Annotated in this window: 23 protein-coding genes; 21 read left to right on the forward strand and 2 right to left on the reverse strand. The window is 69.6% G+C overall.

Going from position 1 to position 21,443, the window contains the following annotated elements:
• The 11 genes from AZG88_RS13985 to AZG88_RS14030 all read left to right on the forward strand — a co-directional run.
• The coding region (locus tag AZG88_RS13985) for a histidinol-phosphate transaminase (RefSeq protein ID WP_061698033.1) at positions 1-820 on the forward strand (820 nt) is incomplete at its 5' end.
• Complete coding sequence (gene hisB / locus AZG88_RS13990; RefSeq protein WP_005247522.1) at positions 817-1,431, forward strand: imidazoleglycerol-phosphate dehydratase HisB; 615 nt, start codon at positions 817-819, stop codon at positions 1,429-1,431. The genes AZG88_RS13985 and hisB, both read left to right, overlap by 4 nt.
• A gap of 13 nt (positions 1,432-1,444) precedes the next feature.
• Complete coding sequence (locus AZG88_RS52565) at positions 1,445-1,597, forward strand: hypothetical protein (protein WP_007297398.1); 153 nt, start codon at positions 1,445-1,447, stop codon at positions 1,595-1,597.
• Complete coding sequence (locus tag AZG88_RS13995; protein ID WP_005247517.1) at positions 1,597-2,778, forward strand: MFS transporter; 1,182 nt, start codon at positions 1,597-1,599, stop codon at positions 2,776-2,778. Before AZG88_RS52565 ends, AZG88_RS13995 begins: the two co-directional genes overlap by 1 nt.
• 9 nt (positions 2,779-2,787) lie before the next feature.
• Entirely contained in the window at positions 2,788-3,423 is a 636-nt protein-coding gene (gene hisH / locus AZG88_RS14000; RefSeq protein WP_005247515.1) for an imidazole glycerol phosphate synthase subunit HisH, read from the forward strand.
• Positions 3,420-3,677, forward strand: a complete 258-nt coding sequence (locus AZG88_RS14005) for a membrane protein (RefSeq protein ID WP_005247513.1) — start codon at positions 3,420-3,422, stop codon at positions 3,675-3,677. Before hisH ends, AZG88_RS14005 begins: the two co-directional genes overlap by 4 nt.
• Before the next feature lie 19 nt (positions 3,678-3,696).
• Positions 3,697-4,431 carry a bifunctional 1-(5-phosphoribosyl)-5-((5-phosphoribosylamino)methylideneamino)imidazole-4-carboxamide isomerase/phosphoribosylanthranilate isomerase PriA gene (gene priA / locus AZG88_RS14010; protein WP_005247511.1) on the forward strand — a complete coding sequence of 245 codons (735 nt, stop codon included), beginning with the start codon at positions 3,697-3,699 and terminating at the stop codon, positions 4,429-4,431.
• A gap of 9 nt (positions 4,432-4,440) precedes the next feature.
• Positions 4,441-5,274 carry an inositol monophosphatase family protein gene (locus AZG88_RS14015; RefSeq protein ID WP_005247508.1) on the forward strand — a complete coding sequence of 278 codons (834 nt, stop codon included), beginning with the start codon at positions 4,441-4,443 and terminating at the stop codon, positions 5,272-5,274.
• Positions 5,271-6,044, forward strand: a complete 774-nt coding sequence (hisF, locus tag AZG88_RS14020) for an imidazole glycerol phosphate synthase subunit HisF (protein ID WP_005247506.1) — start codon at positions 5,271-5,273, stop codon at positions 6,042-6,044. Before AZG88_RS14015 ends, hisF begins: the two co-directional genes overlap by 4 nt.
• Entirely contained in the window at positions 6,041-6,385 is a 345-nt protein-coding gene (hisI, locus tag AZG88_RS14025) for a phosphoribosyl-AMP cyclohydrolase (RefSeq protein WP_005247504.1), read from the forward strand. Before hisF ends, hisI begins: the two co-directional genes overlap by 4 nt.
• Positions 6,386-6,438: 53 nt before the next feature.
• Entirely contained in the window at positions 6,439-6,618 is a 180-nt protein-coding gene (locus AZG88_RS14030) for a tautomerase family protein (RefSeq protein WP_005247502.1), read from the forward strand.
• Positions 6,619-6,654: 36 nt separating this feature from the next.
• Here AZG88_RS14030 and AZG88_RS14035 read toward each other — a convergent pair whose 3' ends face one another.
• Positions 6,655-7,164 (reverse strand): MarR family winged helix-turn-helix transcriptional regulator, encoded by a 510-nt coding sequence (locus AZG88_RS14035; RefSeq protein ID WP_005247500.1) that lies wholly within the window; start codon positions 7,162-7,164, stop codon positions 6,655-6,657.
• Between the two features lie 178 nt (positions 7,165-7,342).
• Between AZG88_RS14035 and AZG88_RS14040 the strand changes: the two genes are divergently transcribed.
• On the forward strand, positions 7,343-8,122 hold the full coding sequence (locus AZG88_RS14040) for a dioxygenase family protein (RefSeq protein WP_061044218.1): 780 nt from the start codon (positions 7,343-7,345) through the stop codon (positions 8,120-8,122).
• Here AZG88_RS14040 and AZG88_RS14045 read toward each other — a convergent pair.
• Entirely contained in the window at positions 8,110-8,574 is a 465-nt protein-coding gene (locus AZG88_RS14045) for a peroxiredoxin (protein WP_061698034.1), read from the reverse strand. The genes AZG88_RS14040 and AZG88_RS14045 overlap by 13 nt on opposite strands.
• A 59-nt stretch (positions 8,575-8,633) precedes the next feature.
• On the opposite strand from AZG88_RS14045, the gene AZG88_RS14050 reads away from it, so the two are divergent.
• The 9 genes from AZG88_RS14050 to AZG88_RS14090 all read left to right on the forward strand — a co-directional run.
• Positions 8,634-10,220: an anthranilate synthase component I gene (locus AZG88_RS14050; RefSeq protein ID WP_005247495.1), complete on the forward strand. Its 1,587-nt coding sequence runs from the start codon at positions 8,634-8,636 to the stop codon at positions 10,218-10,220.
• Positions 10,217-10,921 (forward strand): TIGR02234 family membrane protein, encoded by a 705-nt coding sequence (locus AZG88_RS14055; protein WP_061698035.1) that lies wholly within the window; start codon positions 10,217-10,219, stop codon positions 10,919-10,921. Before AZG88_RS14050 ends, AZG88_RS14055 begins: the two co-directional genes overlap by 4 nt.
• Before the next feature lie 86 nt (positions 10,922-11,007).
• Positions 11,008-11,817, forward strand: coding sequence for an indole-3-glycerol phosphate synthase TrpC (trpC, locus tag AZG88_RS14060; protein ID WP_005247490.1), 810 nt, complete (start codon positions 11,008-11,010; stop codon positions 11,815-11,817).
• Positions 11,818-11,879: 62 nt separating this feature from the next.
• The gene (trpB, locus tag AZG88_RS14065) at positions 11,880-13,199 is read left to right on the forward strand and encodes a tryptophan synthase subunit beta (RefSeq protein ID WP_005247488.1); all 1,320 of its coding nucleotides are present in this window, start codon (positions 11,880-11,882) and stop codon (positions 13,197-13,199) included.
• Positions 13,196-13,999, forward strand: coding sequence for a tryptophan synthase subunit alpha (gene trpA / locus AZG88_RS14070; protein ID WP_061698036.1), 804 nt, complete (start codon positions 13,196-13,198; stop codon positions 13,997-13,999). Before trpB ends, trpA begins: the two co-directional genes overlap by 4 nt.
• A complete protein-coding gene (gene lgt, locus AZG88_RS14075) occupies positions 13,996-15,054 on the forward strand; it encodes a prolipoprotein diacylglyceryl transferase (protein ID WP_061044220.1) in 1,059 nt (352 codons plus the stop codon). The genes trpA and lgt overlap by 4 nt, the downstream gene beginning before the upstream one ends.
• The gene (locus AZG88_RS14080) at positions 15,047-15,892 is read left to right on the forward strand and encodes a TM2 domain-containing protein (protein ID WP_061698037.1); all 846 of its coding nucleotides are present in this window, start codon (positions 15,047-15,049) and stop codon (positions 15,890-15,892) included. The genes lgt and AZG88_RS14080 overlap by 8 nt, the downstream gene beginning before the upstream one ends.
• Positions 15,893-16,167: 275 nt before the next feature.
• A complete protein-coding gene (gltB, locus tag AZG88_RS14085; protein WP_061698038.1) occupies positions 16,168-20,751 on the forward strand; it encodes a glutamate synthase large subunit in 4,584 nt (1,527 codons plus the stop codon).
• The coding region (locus AZG88_RS14090) for an FAD-dependent oxidoreductase (protein WP_156517481.1) at positions 20,744-21,443 on the forward strand (700 nt) is incomplete at its 3' end. The genes gltB and AZG88_RS14090, both read left to right, overlap by 8 nt.

The following is a 21,443-nucleotide window of genomic DNA, read 5'->3' on the forward strand; positions in this document are numbered from 1 at the left end:
CCTGCAGCAGCTGCTGCAGGCGTTCGGCGGTCCCGGCCGCAGCGCGATGGGCTTCGTGCCGTCGTACTCGATGCACCCGATCATCGCGGACGGCACCGAAACCGAGTGGCTGCCGATCTTCCGCCGCGCCGACTTCGCGCTCGACGTGGGCGCCGCGACCGCGGCGATCGCCGAGCGCAGGCCCGACGTCGTGTTCGTCACCAGCCCCAACAACCCGACGGGACACAGCGTCGGCATCGCGGAACTGCGCCGGGTCCTCGACGCCGCCCCGGGCATCGTGATCGTCGACGAGGCGTACGCCGAATTCTCCGACGCGCCCAGCGCCCTGACGTTGATCGACGAGTACCCGTCGAAGCTCGTCGTGTCGCGGACGATGAGCAAGGCGTTCGCGTTCGCCGGTGGCCGGCTCGGATACCTCGCGGCCGCACCGGCATTCATCGAGGCGCTGCTCCTGGTCCGGCTGCCGTACCACCTGTCGGTGGTCACGCAGGCCGCTGCCCGCGCGGCGCTGCGGCACGCGAACGAGACGCTCGCCAGCGTGCACGCTCTCGCAACGGAGCGGGTGCGGGTGTCGAAGGCATTGGAGGACACGGGGTTCCGCGTCATCCCCAGTGACGCGAACTTCATCCTGTTCGGTGAGTTCACCGACAGAGCCCGCGCCTGGCAGGCCTACCTCGACCGCGGAGTGCTCATCCGGGACGTCGGCATCCCCGGATACTTGCGCGCCACCGTCGGGCTGGCCTCCGAGAACGACGCCTTCATCGTGGCGAGCGACGAGATCGCCGCCACCGAACTCACCAGCTCAGGAGACCGAGGATGACCGACCGCATCGCCCGCGTGGAGCGCACCACCAAGGAATCCAGCATCACCGTCGAACTGAACCTCGACGGCACCGGCATCGTCGACGTCTCCACCGGGGTCCCGTTCTTCGATCACATGCTGACCGCGCTCGGCTCCCACGCGAGTTTCGACCTCACCGTCCACGCGAAGGGCGACATCGAGATCGAGGCGCACCACACGGTGGAGGACACGTCGATCGTGCTCGGTCAGGCGCTCGGTCAGGCGCTCGGCGACAAGAAGGGCATCCGCCGGTTCGGTGACGCGTTCATCCCCATGGACGAGACGCTCGCCCACGCATCGGTCGACGTGTCCGGTCGTCCGTACTGCGTCCACACCGGCGAACCGGAACACCTGCTGCACGCCGTCATCGGCGGCTACCCGGGCGTGCCGTATGCGACGGTGATCAACCGGCACGTGTTCGAGTCGATCGCGCTCAACGCGCGCATCGCCCTCCACGTGCGGGTGCTCTACGGACGCGATCAGCACCACATCACCGAGGCCGAGTTCAAGGCCGTCGCCCGCGCACTGCGCGAGGCGGTCGAACCGGATCCCCGCGTCACGGGTGTGCCGTCCACCAAGGGCAGCCTGTGATCCGGGCGCATTCGTGAGTGTCGTCCTCGTCTACGTCCTGTTCATCGCCGCGGGGATCGCGGCGGGCGGCGCGTACTCCATGTGGAAGTTCAACAAACTGGCCTCGGGCGTGCTGCTGGCACTGGCGGTGCTGGCAGCCGTGGCGGGCGTTCTCAGGTTGATGTAGTGCCCGTCGCAGTGGAGCCGCGCCGCGGCCTGCTCCGCACCCGCGGCATGCCCGCCGCGATGGTGATGGGCGCCGCGGCGTTCGGCGGCTGGGCGGTGCTGCTGCCCGTCGTTCCGCTGATCGTCTCGCTGTCCGGTGGCTCGGACACGCTCGCCGGCAGCGTCACGGCCGTGTTCATGGCCGCGACCGTCGTCACGCAGCTCGGTGTGCCCCGACTCCTGCGCAGGTGGGGGCATCGCTGGGTGCTCGCCGCCGGCTGCATGCTGCTCGGGCCGCCGTCGCTGCTCCTCTTGGTGTCCACCGAGGCGATCCCGGTGCTGGCCGTGTCGGCCGTCCGGGGATCGGGCTTCGGCATGCTCACCGTCGCCAGTAGTGCGCTGGTCGCCGAACTCGTTCCCCGCGAGATGCTCGGCCGCGCGACCGGTGCGCAGGGAATCGCGGTGGCCGCCGCGCAGATGGTCGGGCTGCCCGCGGGGCTCGCGATCATGCAGCACTGGTCCGCGACCCCCGTCTTCGTGATCGGCGCGCTCATTCCCGCTCTCGCGGTGGTCGCGATCACGCGCCTCCCCGCCATCCACGCCCCAGCGGATCGCACGTCGCAGGGCCGCATCCCGCTCGCCGTCCTGCTCACGCCGTGGCTTGCGATCGCGATCTCTGCGGCCGCATTCGGCGGCCTGTCCAGCCTGCTGCCCATCGCGATCTCGGAGCGAGCCTCGCTCGCCGGGGTGATCCTCGCCGTCTCGAGCGGTGCGACGCTGATCGGGCGATACGCCGCGGGATCCTTCTCCGACCGGCTGGGGGTGGGCCGCGCCCTGGTTCCCGCCCTGACGTTCGTGTGCCTCGGCCTGGTGCTGTTCGCCGTCGCGGCGGCGACGAGTGCGCCGGTGCCGCTGCTGGTGTGCGCGGCCCTGGCCTTCGGATTCGGATTCGGCGCGGTGCAGAACGAATCCCTCGTCATGATCTTCACCGCCGCGGGACCGGCTCGTTTCGGCTCGGCGAGCGCCGGATGGAACATCGGGTTCGACGCCGGAACCGGTTTCGGTTCCCTCGCACTCGGAGCCGTCGCGTCGGCGGCCGGGTACTCCTGGGTTTTCGCGGTCGCGGCGACGGCCGTCGCGGTGGTTCCGGCCGCCGGGATGGTCGTCGGCCGCGCCCTCGGGCGTCGTGCGGCCGCCGGATAAGGTTGTGTCATGACCGTCTCCACGATTGCCGTCCTCGACTACGGCTCCGGCAACCTGCATTCGGCCACCCGCGCTCTGGCCCGGACCGGCGCGCGCGTCGAGGTCACATCCGATCACAAGGTCGCACTCGCGGCCGACGGTCTGGTCGTTCCCGGCGTCGGCGCCTTCGCCGCGTGCATGGAGGGACTGCGCGCGGTCCGCGGCGAGCGGATCATCGGTCAGCGTCTGGCCGGCGGACGGCCGGTCCTCGGGATCTGCGTCGGCATGCAGATCCTCTTCGAACGCGGAGTCGAGTTCGGCGTCGAGGCGGAAGGCTGCGGCGAATGGCCCGGCACCGTCGAACGGCTTCAGGCCGACGTGCTGCCGCACATGGGATGGAACACGGTCGAGGCGCCGGAGAACAGCACGCTGTTCGCCGGCATCGATCCCGACACCCGGTTCTACTTCGTCCACTCGTACGCGGCCCAGTCCTGGGACATGCCGACGCCGGAGCGGCTGGCGCCCCCCGCCCTGACGTGGGCCGACCACGGCGGCAAGTTCCTCGCCGCCGTCGAGAACGGCGCGCTGTCCGCCACACAGTTCCACCCCGAGAAGTCCGGCGACGCGGGTGCCGAGCTGCTCCGGAACTGGGTTCGCAGTCTGTGACCGAACCCGGGGACGGGCGCGGCGACCTGTCGATCGGCAGGCTCGCGGTGTACGCGATGGGCGCCGCCACCGCGGTGCTGGTACTCGCCACCGCGATCATTCTGGTCGTGAAACCGGGCCCCGTCCTCGGCCTGATCGTCGGACTGCTCGGCGTCGCAGGTGCGATCGCGGCCATGGGCTACGTGTCGAAACGCATGACCCGCAACGCTTACGGTCCCGATCCCGAGGACCCGGAGCCGGGTTCCGACCGCTGAGCGACTAGGGTTATCGCACGTGAGCCTGGTCCTTTTGCCTGCTGTAGATGTCGTCAACGGTGAAGCTGTTCGCCTCGTCCAGGGGGAGGCAGGAAGCGAGACCGGATACGGCTCGCCTCGTGATGCCGCCCTCGCGTGGCAGAACGACGGTGCCGAGTGGGTCCATATCGTCGACTTGGACGCCGCGTTCGGCCGCGGCTCCAACCGTGAACTCCTCGCCGACGTGGTGGGCGAGCTCGACGTCCAGGTGGAACTGTCCGGTGGGATCCGCGACGACGCGTCGCTCGAGGCCGCACTGGCCACGGGCTGCGGACGCGTCAACCTCGGTACCGCCGCCATCGAAAACCCCGAGTGGTGTGCCCGCGCCATCGCCAAGTACGGCGAGAAGATCGCCGTCGGTCTCGACGTGCGCCTCGTCGACGGTGAATACCAGCTCCGCGGCCGCGGCTGGGTCACCGAGGGCGGAAACCTGTGGGAGACGCTCGCCCGGCTCGACAAGGACGGCTGCTCCCGGTACGTCGTCACCGACGTCAGCAAGGACGGCACCCTCACCGGCCCCAATCTCGAACTCCTCGCGCAGGTCTGCGCTGCCACCGACGCTCCCGTCGTGGCCTCGGGCGGCGTGTCCACCATCGACGACCTCCGGGCGATCGCCGGACTCGTCGATCAGGGAGTCGAGGGATCCATCGTCGGCAAGGCGCTGTACGCGGGGCGGTTCACCCTCCCCGAGGCGCTCGCCGCGGTCTCGGGCTGAGTTCCCACCATGGCCCTGTCCCGTGATCCCCGGGAGCTCCTCGCCGTCGCCAGTGAGCTGCTCGACGGCGTGCACGACCGGTTCGTCTCGGGCGTGGGTGCGCCCAGCGCCGTCCACAAGGGTCCCGACGACTTCGCGACCGCCGTCGACCTCGAACTCGAGAAGCGGCTGACCGGCGAACTGCGCGACCGGACCGGCATCGACGTGCACGGCGAGGAGTTCGGCGGCCCCGACCTGGGCAGCGGACCCGTGTGGGTGCTCGACCCCATCGACGGCACGTTCAACTATTCGGCCGGTCTGCCCACGGCGGGCACGCTGCTCGCGCTGCTCGACGACGGGGTTCCCGTTCTCGGTCTCACGTGGCTGCCGCTCGTCGGGCGCCGGTATGCGGCCGTCGCGGACGGTCCGCTGCTCGAAGGTGGCGCGCCCCTGCCTGCGCTCGGGCGCACGTCGCTCGCGTCGTCGATCGTGGGCTTGGGCGCACTGAACATCGACAGTCGCGGGCGCATCCCCGGCGCGTACCGGCTGCAGGTCCTCGCGCAGCTCAGCCGGGTGTCGTCGCGGATCCGGATCCACGGATCCACCGGCGTCGACCTCGCGTTCACCGCGGCCGGAATACTCGGCGGCGCGGTGGTGTTCGGCCACAATGCGTGGGACAACGCCGCCGGTGTCGCGTTGGTGCGCGCCGCGGGTGGTGTGGTGACGGATCTGGGCGGCAAGCCCTGGACGGTCACGTCCGACTCGGTGCTCGCCGGAGCGCCCGGAGTGCACGGCGAAATTCTCGATATCCTCGGATCACTGGGTGATCCTCGTTCCGAGCCTTCAGGAGGGCGTACGCAATGACTCTGGCGGTTCGAGTGATCCCGTGTCTGGACGTCGATGCCGGACGCGTCGTCAAGGGCGTCAACTTCGAGAACCTGCGGGACGCGGGTGACCCCGTCGAGTTGGCCGCCGCGTACGACGCCCAGGGCGCCGACGAGCTCACGTTCCTCGACGTCACCGCGTCCACCGCGGATCGGGGCACCATGCTCGACGTGGTGAGCCGGACGGCGGAGCAGGTCTTCATCCCGCTCACCGTCGGCGGCGGTGTCCGCACCGTCGAGGACGTCGACCGGTTGCTGCGCGCCGGCGCCGACAAGGTCAGCGTCAACACCGCGGCGATCGCCCGCCCCGAATTGCTTCGCGAACTCAGCGAACGCTTCGGCTCGCAGTGCATCGTGCTGTCGGTCGATGCGCGGACCGTGCCGCAGGGTCAGCCCGACACCCCGTCGGGGTGGGAGGTCACGACGCACGGCGGCAAGCGCGGCACCGGTATCGACGCGGTGGAGTGGGCGGTCCGCGGCGCCGAACTGGGGGTCGGGGAGATCCTGCTCAATTCGATGGACGCCGACGGCACGAAGGCCGGTTTCGATCTGCCGATGATCCGGGCGGTGCGTGCCGCCGTGCACGTGCCGGTGATCGCCAGCGGGGGAGCGGGCGCCGTCGAGCATTTCGCACCCGCGGTCGGCGCCGGCGCGGATGCCGTCCTGGCGGCCAGCGTCTTCCACTTCGGCGACATGACGATCGGCGACGTGAAGAAGTCCATGCGTGAAGAAGGGATCACCGTCCGATGAGTCTCGACCCCGCCATCGCGTCCCGGCTCAAGCGCAACGAGGCAGGACTGTTCAGTGCTGTCGCGCAGGAACGGTCGACGGGCGACGTCCTGATGGTGGCGTGGATGGACGACGAGGCCCTCGCTCGCACGCTCGACAGCCGCAAGGGAACCTACTACTCCCGGTCCCGTCAGCAGTACTGGGTGAAGGGCGAGACGTCCGGTCACACGCAGTACGTCCACGAGGTGCGGCTCGACTGCGACGGCGACACGGTGCTGCTCGTCGTCGATCAGGAGGGGGCGGCGTGCCACACGGGCACGCACACCTGCTTCGACACCGACGTGCTCCTCGCCGCCGAGTAGGGCGCCTCGGCGCTCGGGCAGAGTGCCTGCATGTCCTCGGGCAGAATGCCCACATGCCATTGATTCAGATCAGTCAGACACCGGGACTTACCGCGGAGCAGAAGCGCGCCACGATCGAGGCGGTCACCAAGGCCTACGCCGACGCGACGGGCAAGGATCCCGCGAAGGTGTGGGTGACGATCACCGAGGTCCCGCGCGACAGCTGGGGTGTCGGCGGGACGCCGCTGGGGTGAGTTGCCGGGACGCCGCTGGGGTGAGCTGCGGGGCTGTCAGGCTCGACCGGTTCCCGATGCGATGCTCTTGTCGAGTTGGGTGAGCATGGCGCCGGACAGTTCGGACAGCTGACGGACCTGTTCGGCGGACAGTCCGTCGAAGATCAGGGACCGGACGGATTCGACGTGCGGGGGCGCGGCTTCGACGACCTTGGCCATGCCTTCGTCTGTGAGGACGGCGTCGGAGCCGCGGCTACCGCGGATGCTCTCGCGGCGTACCCAGCCGGCTTTTTCCATCTTGGTGATGACGTGGGAGAGCCGGGACAGGGACGCGTTGGCGCGCTGGGCGAGCAGGGACAGCTGCAGGCGCCGGTTCGCTTCGCCGGACAGCGAGGCGAGGACGAAGTACTCGAAGTGGGTGAGTGCCGAGTCGCGTTGGAGCTGGGTGTCCAGTGCGGCGGGGAGCCGGGTGACCAGGGCGATGAGGGTGAGCCAGGCCTCCTGCTGCTCGGCGTCGAGCCATCGGGTGCCGGGCTCTGCCGGAGTGCCCTCGTCGTTACCACTCATCAGTGGTGTCCTCCATCCGTACGTCGATCCACGCGTGCAACGTGTTCAACATAGTTAGCACGTCGTGGGCCGGACCGTGCGTGGGGAATAGTTGCCGGGCCCACACCTTGACTCCTATAGTAACTTGAAGTTTCAACATTGAGTTTCCGGTGTTGGATCTCGATCCGAAGGAGTCGCGATGACCGCCACCATGCCCGCACTGTTCCTCAGTCATGGTGCGCCTCCGCTGGTGGACAGCGAACTGTGGGTGTCGCAGCTGGCGAAGTGGGCCGGCGACCTGCCGCGGCCGAAGGCCATCCTCATGGTGTCGGCGCACTGGGAGTCGGCGCCGCTCACGATCGGATCCACCACCACCGGCACGCCCCTCGTCTACGACTTCGGTGGCTTCCCCGAACGCTTCTACCGGACCACATACGAGTCGCCCGGCGCCCCCGAACTCGCGGCGCAGGTCGTGGCCCTGATGCCCGACGACGAGACCGTGTCGCACCAGCCGCACCGCGGCCTCGACCACGGCGCCTACGTGCCGTTGACGGTCATGTACCCCGACGCCGACATCCCGGTCCTGCAGATCTCGCTGCCCACGCTCGACCCGCAGCGACTGCTGCACCTCGGTGAGCGGCTGCGTCCCCTGCGCGAGCAGGGTGTCCTGATCGTCGGTTCCGGATTCACCACCCACGGGCTGCCGTTTCTGCGCGACCCGTCACCCGACGCGAAGGCACCCGGCTGGTCGTCGGAGTTCGACGCCTGGGCGGACGAGCGTCTCGCCGCGGGCGACGTCGATTCGCTCATCGACTTCCGCTCGCTCGCGCCGGGCATGCCGTACGCCCACCCGACGATCGAGCACTTCGCGCCGCTGTTCGTCACGCTGGGCGCCTCGAGCGATCCCGAGCAGATCCCCCGGCAGGTCATCGACGGCTTCTGGATGGGGCTGGCCAAACGGTCGATTCAGGTGGACTGACGCGTCCGGAGGAAGGCGAGCGCCTGATCGCCGTGCGTGTTGGCGCGGAACTCGCTCGAGATGACCTCGAGCACGGTGCGGTCGGTGTCGATGACGAACGTCGACCGCTTGACCGGGGCGAGCTTGCCGAGCAGTCCGCGGCGGACACCGAACTTCTCCGCGACGGCTCCGTCGGCGTCCGACAGCAGCGGGTAGTCGAACGACTGCGCCTGCGCGAACGATGCCTGCTTCTCCACCGCGTCGGTGGAGATCCCGGCGCGGGACGCGCCCACCGCGGAGAACTCGACTCCGAGGTCACGGAAGTGGCAGGCCTCGGCGGTGCACACCGGCGTCGACGCCGCGGGATAGAAGAACAGCACCAGAGGGCCGTCCTCGAGGAGGCTCGACAGCGATCGCGCGATGCCGTCCTGATCGGGCAGGGTGAATTCCGGTGCGAGCTGACCTGGCTTCATGAGAGCCGAGGCTACCCGCGCACGCAGACACGACGAGTGCGCCTGGGATGATGGTCGGCATGCACGGCGAGCCCACCACGATTCCCGCACCCGAGTCCGCCGCCACCCCGGCCGACGGCGGGTCCGACTCGACCACCACGCGCGAGCAGTTCCACGCTCTCGCCGCCGAACACCGGGTGGTCCCGGTGACGCGCAAGGTGTTGGCTGACGCGGAAACCCCGCTGTCGGCGTACACCAAGCTGGCGGCGAACCGGCCGGGGACCTTCCTGCTCGAGTCGGCGGAGAACGGCCGATCGTGGTCGCGATGGTCGTTCATCGGCGCGGGCAGTCCCGCCGCGCTCACCGTCGTCGACGGCGAGGCCGCCTGGTACGGCAACGTTCCCGCGGGCGCACCGTCCGGCGGCGACCCGATCGCGGCCCTCGGCCAGACGCTGGAACTGCTCCGCAGCGAGCGACTGCCCGACCTGCCGCCGCTGACCGGCGGCATGGTGGGATTCCTCGGATACGACGCGGTGCGCCGGATCGAGCGCATCGGCGAGCACGCCACCGACGATCTGCAGATCCCCGAGATGGTCATGTTGCTGGCGACGGACCTCGCGGCCGTCGACCACCACGAGGGCGCCATCACTCTAATCGCCAACGCGGTCAACTGGGACGGCACCGACGAGCGCGTCGACGAGGCCTACGACTCCGCGGTCGAGCGGCTGGACCGGATGACGCACGCCCTGTCGGCACCGGCGTCGTCCACCGTGTCCACGTTCGCGAAGCCCGCCCCCGACTACCGGCGTCAGCGCACCACCGAAGGTTTCGGCGCGGACGTGCAGAAGCTCGTGGGAGACATCGAGGCGGGTGAGGCCTTCCAGGTCGTGCTGTCGCAGCGCTTCGAGATCGACTGCACCGCGGACCCGATCGACGTCTACCGGATGCTGCGCGCCTCCAACCCCAGCCCGTACATGTACCTGCTCAACGTGCCGAACGGTGACGGCGAGACCGCGTTCTCGATCGTCGGTTCGAGCCCGGAGGCCCTGGTGACCGTGTCGGAAGGCGTCGCCACCACGCACCCGATCGCGGGCACCCGGTGGCGAGGGCACACCGAGGAGGAGGACATCCTGCTCGAGAAGGACCTGCTCGCCGACGAGAAGGAGAACGCGGAGCACCTGATGCTCGTGGACCTGGGCCGCAACGACCTCGGGCGCGTGTGCGAACCGGGCACGGTGAAGGTCCACGACTACCGCCACATCGAGCGGTACAGCCACGTGATGCATCTCGTCTCCACCGTCACGGGTCACCTCGCGGACGGCAAGCAGGCCCTGGACGCCGTCACCGCGTGCTTCCCGGCGGGCACCCTGTCGGGCGCGCCGAAGGTCCGGGCGATGCAGCTGATCGAGGAACTCGAACCGACGCGCCGCGGCATCTACGGCGGCATCATCGGGTACCTCGACTTCGCCGGCGACGCCGACACGGCCATCGCGATCCGGACCGCGCTGATCAAGGACGGCATCGGGTACGTCCAGGCGGGTGCGGGTGTCGTCGCCGACTCGAACCCCGAGTACGAGGACACCGAGGCGCGGAACAAGGCGATGGCGGTGCTCAGCGCGATCGCGGCGGCGCACACGCTCCGGACCCTGGGAGGCGACACGCAGTGAGTGACGCGTCGGAGACGGCCCGGGAACCCGGGCAGGCGGGACGTCGCCGGTCGATGATCTCGGTGCTGCTGCTCGCGGTCGCCGCGGTGTGCCTGTGGGGTGCCTCCCGGATGACGTGGGTGGAGGTCACCTCCTCCGACGGACTCGGTGAGGAGCGCACGTCCGCGCTCGTCGGCGGCACGTGGGCCGCGGCGCTCACGCCGCTGGCGCTGACCCTGGTCGCCGCGATCGCCGCGTCGTTCGCAGTGAAGGGCTGGGCGCTGCGGGTGCTCGGCGTCCTCGTCGCGGTCGTGGCCGTCGCGGCCGCGGTCCCCGCGGTGGGGTTGATCGTCTCGGGCGCCTCCGACGACGACGCGGGCCGGCTGGCCGAGCTACCGGGCCGCGCCGAGGTCCAGTCGGTGTCCGTGCACGTCGGTCCCGCCGTTCTCGCGCTGGTGGGCGCCCTGGCGGCGCTCGCCGCCGCGGTGGAACTCGTCCGCCGTCCGCGGGTGCGGGCCGGGCTCTCCTCCAAGTACGACAGCCCCGGTGCGCGACGGGACGCGGCGAAGAAGGCCGCCACCGATTCGGCGGAGGGGCCCGTCACCCAGCGCATGCTCTGGGACGCCCTGGACGCGGGGGAGGACCCCACGGTGGAAGACAAGAAAGCCGAACCTGTCGACCAAGTTGACGGACCGGACAAAGACCCGGGGACCCGAACGTAAACAGAATCAGAGTGCCATCTAGGCTGACTTCACCCCTGATGATGTTCCTCACATCGGGTTTCTGCCCAGAAAGGACTCGGGCCACGATGACCGTTCTCGACTCGATTCTCGACGGGGTGCGCGCCGACGTCGCCGCCCGCGAAGCCGTCCTTGACTTCGCCGCAGTCAAGGCTGCCGCCGCTGCCGCACCGCCGGCCCTCGATGCCGCGGCCGCCCTGCTCGAGCCGGGCATCGGAGTCATCGCCGAGGTCAAGCGGGCCAGCCCCTCGAAGGGTGCGCTCGCCGACATCACCGATCCCGCCGAGCTGGCCGCCGCCTACCAGGCCGGTGGCGCCCGGGTGATCAGCGTGCTCACCGAGGAGCGCCGGTTCCAGGGGTCCCTCGCGGACCTCGACGCCGTCCGCCGCGCGGTGAGCATCCCGATCCTCCGCAAGGACTTCATCGTCGGGCCGTATCAGATCCACGAGGCCCGCGCGCACGGCGCCGACGTCGTGCTGCTCATCGTCGCCGCCCTCGAGCAGGACGCGCTCGCGTCGCTGATCGACCGCACGGAGTCGCTGGGCATGACGGCCCTCGTCGAGGTCCACACCGAGGAAGAGGCCAACCGGGCGCTCGAGGCGGGCGCCAAGGTCATCGGTGTCAACGCCCGCAATCTCAAGACGCTCGAGGTCGACAAGAACACGTTCGGCGAGATCGCTCCCGGGCTGCCCACCGAGATCATCAAGATCGCCGAGTCCGGTGTGCGCGGCACGGCCGACCTGCTGGCCTACGCCGGTGCGGGAGCCGACGCGGTGCTGGTCGGCGAAGGCCTCGTCACCAGCGGGGATCCGCGCAAGGCGGTGGCCGATCTGGTCAACGCCGGCGCTCACCCGTCCTGCCCCAAGCCGTCACGCTGACGTTGCGTCGGCGGAACTGACCCGGACGGCGGCGGAACCCGGCGTTGGGGCAGACTGGACCTGTGACTTCACGTAATCAGGAAACCGTCTTCAAGGGTGGCAATCTGCCGACTGCCAGCGCCGGAATCGCCGAGCGCACGACGCACGACCCCGACGCCGGAGGACACTTCGGCGTGTACGGCGGACGGCACGTGCCCGAGGCCCTGATGGCAGTGATCGAGGAGGTCACCGCCGAGTACGAGAAGGCCCGCGCCGACGACGCGTTCCTGAACGAACTCGACCGTCTCCAGCGCGACTACACCGGTCGTCCGTCCCCGATCTTCGAGGCGAAACGGATGAGCGAGTTCGCCGGTGGGGCGCGGCTCATCCTCAAGCGCGAAGACCTCAACCACACGGGCTCGCACAAGATCAACAACGTGCTCGGTCAGGTGCTGCTCGCCAAGCGCATGGGCAAGACCCGCATCATCGCGGAGACCGGCGCCGGCCAGCACGGTGTGGCCACCGCCACCGCCTGCGCGCTCCTCGGCCTCGAATGCGTCATCTACATGGGTGCCGTCGACACCGAGCGGCAGGCGCTGAACGTCGCCCGCATGCGGTTGCTGGGCTCCTCGGTGGTGTCGGTCGAGTCGGGGTCGAGGACCCTGAAGGACGCCATCAACGAGGCGCTGCGCGACTGGGTCACCAACGCCCACAACACGTACTACTGCTTCGGCACCGCTGCCGGGCCGCACCCGTTCCCGACCATCGTCCGCGACTTCCAGCGCGTCGTCGGTCTGGAGGCGCGTGCCCAGGTGCAGGCGCTGACGGGCAGGCTGCCCGACGCGGTGACGGCGTGCGTCGGCGGCGGTTCCAACGCCATCGGCATCTTCCACGCGTTCCTCGACGACCCGGCCGTGCGGCTCGTCGGCTACGAGGCCGCCGGTGACGGCGTCGAGACCGGGCGGCACGCCGCCACGTTCGCGGCGGGCACCCCGGGCGCGTTCCAGGGCGCGTACTCGTACCTGTTGCAGGACGAGGACGGCCAGACCATCGAGTCGCACTCGATCTCCGCGGGCCTCGACTACCCCGGTGTCGGACCGGAGCACGCGCTCCTCAAGGACATCGGTCGCGCCACCTACGAGCCGGTCACCGACACGGAGGCCATGGACGCGCTGCGTCTGCTGTCCGAGCGTGAGGGCATCATCCCGGCCATCGAGTCCGCCCACGCCGTCGCCGGGTCGCTGCGACTGGGCCGCGAACTGGGGGAGGGCGCGATCATCGTCATCAGCCTGTCCGGGCGCGGCGACAAGGACATGGACACGGCCGCCAAGTGGTTCGGACTGTTCGATCCCGACGACTCGACCGAGACCACCACGACTGACAAGGAAGGTTCGGCCAAGTGAGCGAACGACTCTCGCGCCTCGCCCCGACGTTCGCGCAGTGCCGCAAGGAGAAACGCGCCGCGCTCGTCGGGTACCTCCCGGCCGGTTTCCCCACCGTGCAGGAGTCCATCGACGTGTTCAAGGCGATGGTCGAATCCGGTTGCGACATCGTCGAGGTCGGCATCGCCTACTCCGACCCGGTGATGGACGGGCCCACCATCCAGGCGGCGGCCGAGACGGCGCTGCGGAACGGTGTCCGGGTGCGTGACGTGTTCACCGTCGTCGAGGCGATCGCCTCCGTCGGCGGCAAGGCCGTCGTGATGACGTACTGGAATCCGGTCCTGCAGTACGGGGTCGACAAGTTCTCCCGCGACCTGGCGAGCGCGGGTGGCCTCGGCCTGATCACGCCCAACCTGATCCCCGAGGAGGCCGGCGAGTGGATCGCCGCGTCGAAGGAACACGACCTCGACCGGATCTTCCTGGTGGCGCCGTCGTCGACCGAGGAACGCCTCGCGATGACCCTCGACGCCAGCAGCGGCTTCGTGTATGCCGCGTCCACGATGGGTGTCACCGGCGCCCGTGACGCGGTGTCGTCGATGGCACCCGAGCTGACGGCCCGCATCCGCGCCCACTCGGACATCCCGGTGGGTGTCGGACTGGGTGTCCGCTCCGGCGCGCAGGCCGCCGAGATCGCCGCGTACGCCGACGCGGTCATCGTCGGATCCGCGCTGGTCACGGCCGCGGAGAGCGGTCTGGACGCGGTGCGCTCGCTCACGAAGGAACTCGCCGAGGGCGTTCGCTCCGCTACCGTGGCGTCGTGACTTCCACTGTGGACGTACTGGCCTACATTCCGAGTCCGCCTCAAGGTGTCTGGTATGTCGGACCGGTGGCCCTGCGCGCGTACGCGCTGTTCATCATCGTCGGGATCGTCGTCGCGATCGTGTGGGGTGACCGTCGCTGGGTCGCCCGCGGCGGCGAGAAGGGCACCGTCCTCGACATCGCCATCTGGGCGGTGCCGTTCGGCCTGATCGGCGGCCGTCTCTACCACGTGATGACCGACTGGCCGACGTACTTCGGGGAGGGCGGCGACCCCGTCGACGCCCTGAAGGTGTGGCAGGGCGGCCTCGGCATCTGGGGCGCCGTGGCGCTCGGCGGCGTCGGCGCCTGGATCGGTTGTCGTCGCCGCGGCATCCCGCTGCCTGCGCTCGGCGACGCGGTCGCGCCCGCAATCCTGCTGGCGCAGGCGATCGGCCGGCTCGGAAACTACTTCAACCAGGAACTCTACGGTCGCGAGACCGACGTGCCGTGGGGGCTCGAGATCTTCGAGCGGCGCAACGACGTGGGCCAGGTGTCACCGCAGCTGATCGACGGGGTGTCGACCGGCGAGGTCGCGTTCGTGGTGCATCCGACGTTCCTGTACGAGGCGCTGTGGAACGTGCTGATCGTTCTCCTGCTCGTGTGGGTCGATCGCCGCTTCCGCATCGGTCACGGCCGCCTCTTCGCCCTGTACGTGGCCGGATATTGCGCCGGCCGCTTCTGGATCGAACTGATGCGCAGCGATCACGCGAGCCTCATCGCCGGTGTCCGCGTGAACTCGTTCACCTCAGCCCTGGTGTTCGTCGCGGCCCTGGTGTACTTCTTCGCCGCGACGAAGGGCCGTGAGGACCCGGCCGAATTGCGGCCTGCCGACGGCGAGCCGGTCGACAGCGAGACCACGGAGAAGGAGCCCGAGAAGAACGTCGAGGACGAGGGCACGGACGAGGACGCGCCCGCATCGGAGCCGGTATCGGACGACAAGGCCGCGAGTACCGCGAGTACCGGCGGCGAGGCGCGCACGAAGACCATCGACAGCAAGAAGGATGACGCGAATGACTGAACCGGGGAAAGCATCCGACGATTCCGGCAAGGGTGCATCCGAGGACGCACACAAAGTCGACCTGGGGAAGAGCAGCGACGGCACCGAGAACAGCACCGAGTCGAGCCTGCCGCCCGAGTTCGGCTCACCCTTCGATTACGACGCCACCGCCGAGGCCTCGCTGTCCCAGCCGCCGGCCACGTCGGACGCGACACCGTCACCGGGTTCGACCGGCACCGGACCGGGCTGGGACACCTACTCTGGTGTCGGTAACGGCCCGGGCTGGGGGTCCACGCCCACCTACCCGTCGCCGAGCGGCACCGAGCCGACGGCCCCGTTCCCGAACGTGGGCGAGCCGACTTCGCCGACCGCGCCCTACACCGGGTACGAGAAGCCCCAGCAGCAACCGGACGGTCCCACCTACGGCGCACCCGACCCCAACTACGGCGCGCAGTACGGGGCTGCTCCGCAGTCGTCGCAGGAGTACCAGCAGCCCGGGTACCAGCAGCCGGGGTACGGACAGCAGCCGGGTTACCCCCAGCAGGGGTTCCCGCCGCCCGGATACGCTCCCGCCGGCTACAACGCGTACGCCGATCCGTCGGCGCCGTTCGGCAGGCACCCGCTGACGGGTGAGCCGTACTCCGACAAGTCCAAGCTGACCGCCGGCCTGCTGCAGATCTTCCTCGGCGGTTTCGGAGTCGGACGGTTCTACCTGAACCAGCCCGGCATCGCCGTGGCGCAAATCGCCGTCACGTGGCTCACCTGTGGAATCGGCGGAATCTGGCCGCTGGTCGACGGCATCATGATGCTGACCGGAAGCGTGAAGGACAAGTACGGACGACCCCTGCGGGAGCAGTGACGATCCCTGAAGGAACTGTGGCCCGTGTTGCTGATGCGACACGGGCCACAGCCCGTTCCGGGGCCGGATTCGGCATATCTTGCGAGGTATCGGTCCTGGTAAGCTGAGCGCGCCGGGTGTATGTCCGGTTACAACCTTCACGGGCCGATGCTGTCCCGGTAGACCCCCGAAAAGCAGTTAGCGCCCGTCGTGGCGACCCCGCTAGCGGAGGCCGCCGACAGCACGTGCGGAGCGCACACACTGGTGGTCTTCCTGGCCGATGTGGAGGTATATCGGTGCTGTTCTCTCAGTTGCCCGGTCCCCAGGGCTTGTACGACCCGGACCAGGAAGCCGATTCCTGCGGCGTCGCCATGGTCACGGACGTGCACGGCCGCCGCTCACACTCCATCGTCTCCGACGGACTCCTCGCCCTCGAGAATCTCGAGCACCGCGGTGCGGCAGGATCGGAACCGAACAGCGGAGACGGCGCCGGCATCCTCCTCCAGCTGCCCACCGAATTCTTCGGGGACGTCGTCGACTTCGATCTCCCGGCGCCGCTCGAGGACGGCGGCAGCACCTACGCGGCGGGAATCTGCTTCCTCCCGCAAGACCCGCAGGCGCGGGCGGCCGCGCAACGACGCGTGTCCGGCCTCGCGGCCGAGGAGGGGCTCGAAATCCTCGGCTGGCGCCCGGTGCCCGTCGATCCGGACGGCGCGGACGTCGGCTCCACGGCCCGGGCCTGCGCGCCGCACATGAGCCAGTTGTTCGTCACCGCACCCGCCGTCGGTGGGATCCGGCCCGGCGGGCTGGCGCTCGACCGCCTGGTCTACGCGCTGCGCAAGCGGGCCGAGCAGGTCACTCCCGAGGTCGAGTCCGAGGGCAGCGGCGTGTACTTCCCGTCCCTGTCGAGCCGGACCGTCGTCTACAAGGGAATGCTGACCACGTCCCAGCTGTCCCGGTACTTCCCGGACCTGCGCGACCCGCGGATGGCGAGTGCGATCGCGATCGTGCACAGCCGGTTCTCGACCAACACGTTCCCGTCCTGGCCGCTCGCGCATCCGTTCCGGTTCGTCGCGCACAACGGTGAGATCAACACGGTCCGCGGCAACCGGAACCGCATGCGCGCCCGCGAGGCGTTGCTGTCGAGTTCGGTGATCCCGGGCGACCTGCGCAGGCTGTATCCGATCTGCACCCCGGACGCGTCGGATTCGGCGTCGTTCGACGAGGTCCTCGAATTGCTGCACCTCGCGGGCCGCAGCGTGGCGCACGCGGTGATGATGATGGTGCCGGAGGCGTGGGAGAACGACACGTCGATGTGCCCCGACCGCCGGGCGTTCTATCAGTTCCACGCGTCGCTGATGGAGGCGTGGGACGGACCGGCGTGTGTGACGTTCACCGACGGGACCGTGGTCGGCGCCGTGCTGGACCGCAACGGCCTGCGTCCGGGACGCTGGTGGCAGACCGTCGACGGGCGGGTGGTCCTCGCGAGCGAGAGCGGTGTCCTCGACGTCCCGCAGGCGGAGGTCGTGGCGAAGGGCCGCCTCGAACCGGGGCAGATGTTCCTGGTCGACACGTCCGAGGGCCGGATCGTGCCCGACGAGGAGATCAAGATGCGGCTCGCGGCGGAGCGGCCGTACGCCGAGTGGCTGTACGCCGGTCTGCTCGAACTGAAGACGCTGCCGGATCGCCCGCATGCGCAGCACAACCACGAGTCGGTGGTGCGACGGCAGGTGGCGTTCGGGTACACGGAGGAGGATCTGCGGATCCTGCTCGCGCCGATGGCCGCGTCCGGCGGCGAGCCCCTCGGCTCGATGGGGACGGACACCCCGATCGCCGTCATGTCGCAGCGTTCGCGGCTGCTCTACGACTACTTCGTCGAACTGTTCGCGCAGGTCACGAACCCGCCGCTCGACGCGATCCGTGAAGAGATCGTGACGTCGCTGTCGCGGGTCATGGGACCGGAGCAGAACCTGCTCGAGCCGACCGCGGCGTCGTGCAGGCAGATCGTGCTGCCGTGGCCGGTGCTCGACAACGAAGAGCTGAACAAGATCATCAACGTCAACGCGGACGGCAACCATCCGGGGCTGGCCGCGGCGGTGCTGCGCGCGCTGTACGACGTGGAACGCGGCGGTGCGGGGATGGCCGAGGCGATCGAGGAATTGCGGGCTCAGGCGAGCGCCGCGATCGCGGACGGCTACCGGACGCTGGTGATCTCGGACCGCGACTCCGACCACACCCGCGCGCCGATCCCGTCGCTGCTCGCGGTCGCCGCGGTGCACCATCACCTGGTGCGGACCAAGGAACGCACCAAGGTGGCGCTGGTCGTCGAATCCGGTGACGCCCGCGAGGTCCACCACCTGGCGCTGCTCATCGGGTACGGGGCCGCGGCGGTCAACCCGTACCTCGCGATGGAGTCGATCGAGGACCTCGTGTCCGAGGGCGAACTCACCGGCGTCGAGCACACGATCGCCGTGCGGAACTATCTCACCGCTCTCGGCAAGGGTGTGCTCAAGGTGATGTCGAAGATGGGCATCTCCACAGTCGGCTCGTATACCGCGGCGCAGGTGTTCGAGGCGATCGGCCTGGACCGCGATCTCGTCCACGAGTACTTCAAGGGCACCGTCAGCAAGCTGGGCGGCGCCGGTCTCGACGAGATCGCCCGCGAGGTCACCCTCCGTCACCGGCAGGCGTACCCGGACAACCCGGCCGAGTTCGCCCACCGGCGGCTCGAGGACGGCGGCGAGTACCAGTTCCGCCGCGACGGCGAACTGCACCTGTTCACCCCGGAGACGGTGTTCCTGCTGCAGCACGCAACCCGCACCGGTCAGCACGAGGTGTTCGCGAAGTACAGCGAGGAGGTGAACCGCCTCGCCGAGGCCGGTGGCGCACTGCGCGGCCTGTTCACGTTCCGGGAGGGTGTGCGCCCGCCGGTGCCGCTGGACGAGGTGGAACCGGTCGAGCGGATCGTCACCCGGTTCAACACCGGCGCGATGAGTTACGGCTCGATCTCCGCCGAGGCCCACGAGACGATGGCCGTCGCGATGAACAATCTCGGCGGGCGCTCCAATACGGGCGAGGGCGGCGAGAACGTCGACCGCCTCTACGATCCGTCCCGCCGCAGCGCCGTCAAGCAGGTGGCGAGCGGGCGGTTCGGTGTCACCAGCGACTACCTGATCAACGCCAGCGACATCCAGATCAAGATGGCGCAGGGCGCGAAGCCCGGTGAGGGCGGCCAGCTGCCGGCGTACAAGGTGTACCCGTGGGTCGCGGAGACCCGGCACTCGACGCCGGGGGTCGGGCTGATCTCGCCGCCGCCGCACCACGACATCTACTCGATCGAAGATCTCGCCCAGCTGATCCACGACCTGAAGAACGCCAACGACCGGGCCCGGGTCCACGTGAAGCTGGTCAGCTCGGTGGGTGTGGGAACGGTCGCCGCCGGCGTCAGCAAGGCGCACGCCGACGTGGTCCTGATCTCCGGGAACGACGGCGGAACCGGCGCCACCCCGCTGACGTCGATGAAGCATGCCGGGGCGCCGTGGGAGATCGGGCTGGCCGACGCCCAGCAGACACTCGTGCTCAACGGTCTCCGCGACCGCATCACCGTCCAGTGCGACGGCGGGATGCGCACCGCGCGGGACGTCGTGGTCGCGGCGCTCCTGGGTGCGGAGGAGTTCGGGTTCTCGACGGCCCCGCTGATCGTGGCGGGCTGCATCATGATGCGGGTCTGCCACCTCGACACCTGCCCGGTCGGTGTCGCCACCCAGAACCCGGAGCTGCGCAAGCGGTATACCGGCAAACCGGAGTTCGTGGAGGAGTTCTTCCGCTTCGTCGCCGAGGACGTGCGCCAGTACCTGGCGGACCTGGGATTCCGCAGCATCGACGAGGCCGTCGGTCACGCGGATGTCCTCGAGACCGCGCAGGGGATCGCGCACTGGAAGAATCGCGGACTCGACCTCACCCCGATCTTCGCCGTGCCCACCGGACCGGACGGGGCGCCGCTGCCGCAGCGGCGCCGGGACCGCGATCAGGATCACGGACTGGACCGGGCGCTGGACCGGACGCTCATCCAACTGGCCGAGGGTGCCCTCGAGGACGCGCACGCCGTGGAGATCGAGATGCCGGTGCGCAACGTCAACCGGACCGTCGGCACGCTGCTCGGTGCGGAGGTCACCCGCCGGTACGGCGCCGCCGGGCTGCCGGACGACACGATCCGGCTCACGTTCACGGGTTCGGCGGGGCAGTCGCTCGGCGCGTTCCTGCCGCCGGGCATCACCATCGACCTGACCGGTGACGCCAACGACTACGTCGGCAAGGGGTTGTCGGGCGGGCGGATCGTGGTCCGTCCCGCCGACGACGTCCTGTTCGTCCCGGAAACCCAGGTGATCGCGGGCAACACCCTGCTCTACGGCGCCACCTCGGGCGAGCTCTATCTCCGGGGCCGCGTCGGCGAACGCTTCTCGGTGCGCAACTCGGGTGCGTCGGCCGTCGTGGAGGGCGTCGGCGACCACGCTTGCGAGTACATGACGGGCGGACGGGTCGTGATCCTCGGGCCGACCGGCCGGAACATGGCGGCCGGCATGTCCGGCGGCATCGCGTACGTCCTCGACCTGGACCCCGAGGACGTGAACCCGGCGATGGTGAAGCTCCTGCAACCCGACCCGGACGACCTCGACTGGTTGTGCGGCGCGGTCACCCGCCACCACCGCTGGACCGGTTCCGCGGTGGCGGCGTCGGTGCTCGCCGACTGGCCCCGGCGCTCCGCGTTGTTCACCAAGGTGATGCCGGTGGACTACCAGCGGGTGCTGGACGCGACCCGGATTGCCAAGGCCGAGGGACTCGACGTCGACACTGCGATCATGGAGGCGGCACGTGGCTGATCCACAGGGCTTTCTGCACATCGTCAAGAAGGAGGCGCGCAAGCGTCCGGTCGCGGAGCGGGTGCACGACTGGCACGAGGTGTACGCGCCGCAGAGTCCGGCGGAGCGGGCGGCCGAGGTGTCCGAGCAGGCCGCGCGGTGCATGGACTGCGGAATCCCGTTCTGCCACTCGGGAAGTGCGGGCTGCCCGCTGGGCAACCTGATCCCGGAGTGGAACGACCTGGTGCGGCGCGGCCGCTGGTCGGCGGCCAGTGAGCGCCTGCATGCCACCAACAACTTCCCGGAGTTCACGGGGCGGGTGTGTCCGGCGCCGTGCGAGTCGGCGTGTGTGCTCGCGCTCGCCGACACGCACACGACCGGCAGCGTCACCATCAAGCGGATCGAGCAGGCCATCGCCGACGTCGCGTGGGAGTCCGGCACGGTGGTGCCCAAGCCGCCGATGATCGCCACGGGCCGCAAGGTGGCGGTGGTCGGTTCCGGTCCGGCCGGTCTCGCGGCGGCTCAGCAGCTGACCCGGGCGGGGCACGACGTCACCGTCTACGAGCGCGACGACCGGCTCGGGGGACTGCTGCGGTACGGCATCCCGGAATTCAAGATGGAGAAGGCGATCCTCGATCAGCGCCTGATGCAGATGCGCGCCGAGGGAACGCACTTCGTCACCGATTGCGAGGTCGGCGTCGACCTCACCGTGG

Source organism: Rhodococcus sp. LB1 (genome assembly GCF_001583455.1).
Lineage (GTDB): Bacteria > Actinomycetota > Actinomycetes > Mycobacteriales > Mycobacteriaceae > Rhodococcus_F > Rhodococcus_F opacus.

Coding starts and splice junctions, on each gene's coding strand:
- hisB (WP_005247522.1), top strand. CDS start 817: ATGACCGACCGCATCGCCCGCGTGGAGCGCACCACCAAGGAATCCAGC.
- hisH (WP_005247515.1), top strand. CDS start 2,788: ATGACCGTCTCCACGATTGCCGTCCTCGACTACGGCTCCGGCAACCTG.
- AZG88_RS14015 (WP_005247508.1), top strand. CDS start 4,441: ATGGCCCTGTCCCGTGATCCCCGGGAGCTCCTCGCCGTCGCCAGTGAG.
- hisF (WP_005247506.1), top strand. CDS start 5,271: ATGACTCTGGCGGTTCGAGTGATCCCGTGTCTGGACGTCGATGCCGGA.
- hisI (WP_005247504.1), top strand. CDS start 6,041: ATGAGTCTCGACCCCGCCATCGCGTCCCGGCTCAAGCGCAACGAGGCA.
- AZG88_RS14030 (WP_005247502.1), top strand. CDS start 6,439: ATGCCATTGATTCAGATCAGTCAGACACCGGGACTTACCGCGGAGCAG.
- AZG88_RS14035 (WP_005247500.1), bottom strand. CDS start 7,164: ATGAGTGGTAACGACGAGGGCACTCCGGCAGAGCCCGGCACCCGATGG.
- AZG88_RS14040 (WP_061044218.1), top strand. CDS start 7,343: ATGACCGCCACCATGCCCGCACTGTTCCTCAGTCATGGTGCGCCTCCG.
- AZG88_RS14045 (WP_061698034.1), bottom strand. CDS start 8,574: ATGAAGCCAGGTCAGCTCGCACCGGAATTCACCCTGCCCGATCAGGAC.
- AZG88_RS14050 (WP_005247495.1), top strand. CDS start 8,634: ATGCACGGCGAGCCCACCACGATTCCCGCACCCGAGTCCGCCGCCACC.
- trpC (WP_005247490.1), top strand. CDS start 11,008: ATGACCGTTCTCGACTCGATTCTCGACGGGGTGCGCGCCGACGTCGCC.
- AZG88_RS14080 (WP_061698037.1), top strand. CDS start 15,047: ATGACTGAACCGGGGAAAGCATCCGACGATTCCGGCAAGGGTGCATCC.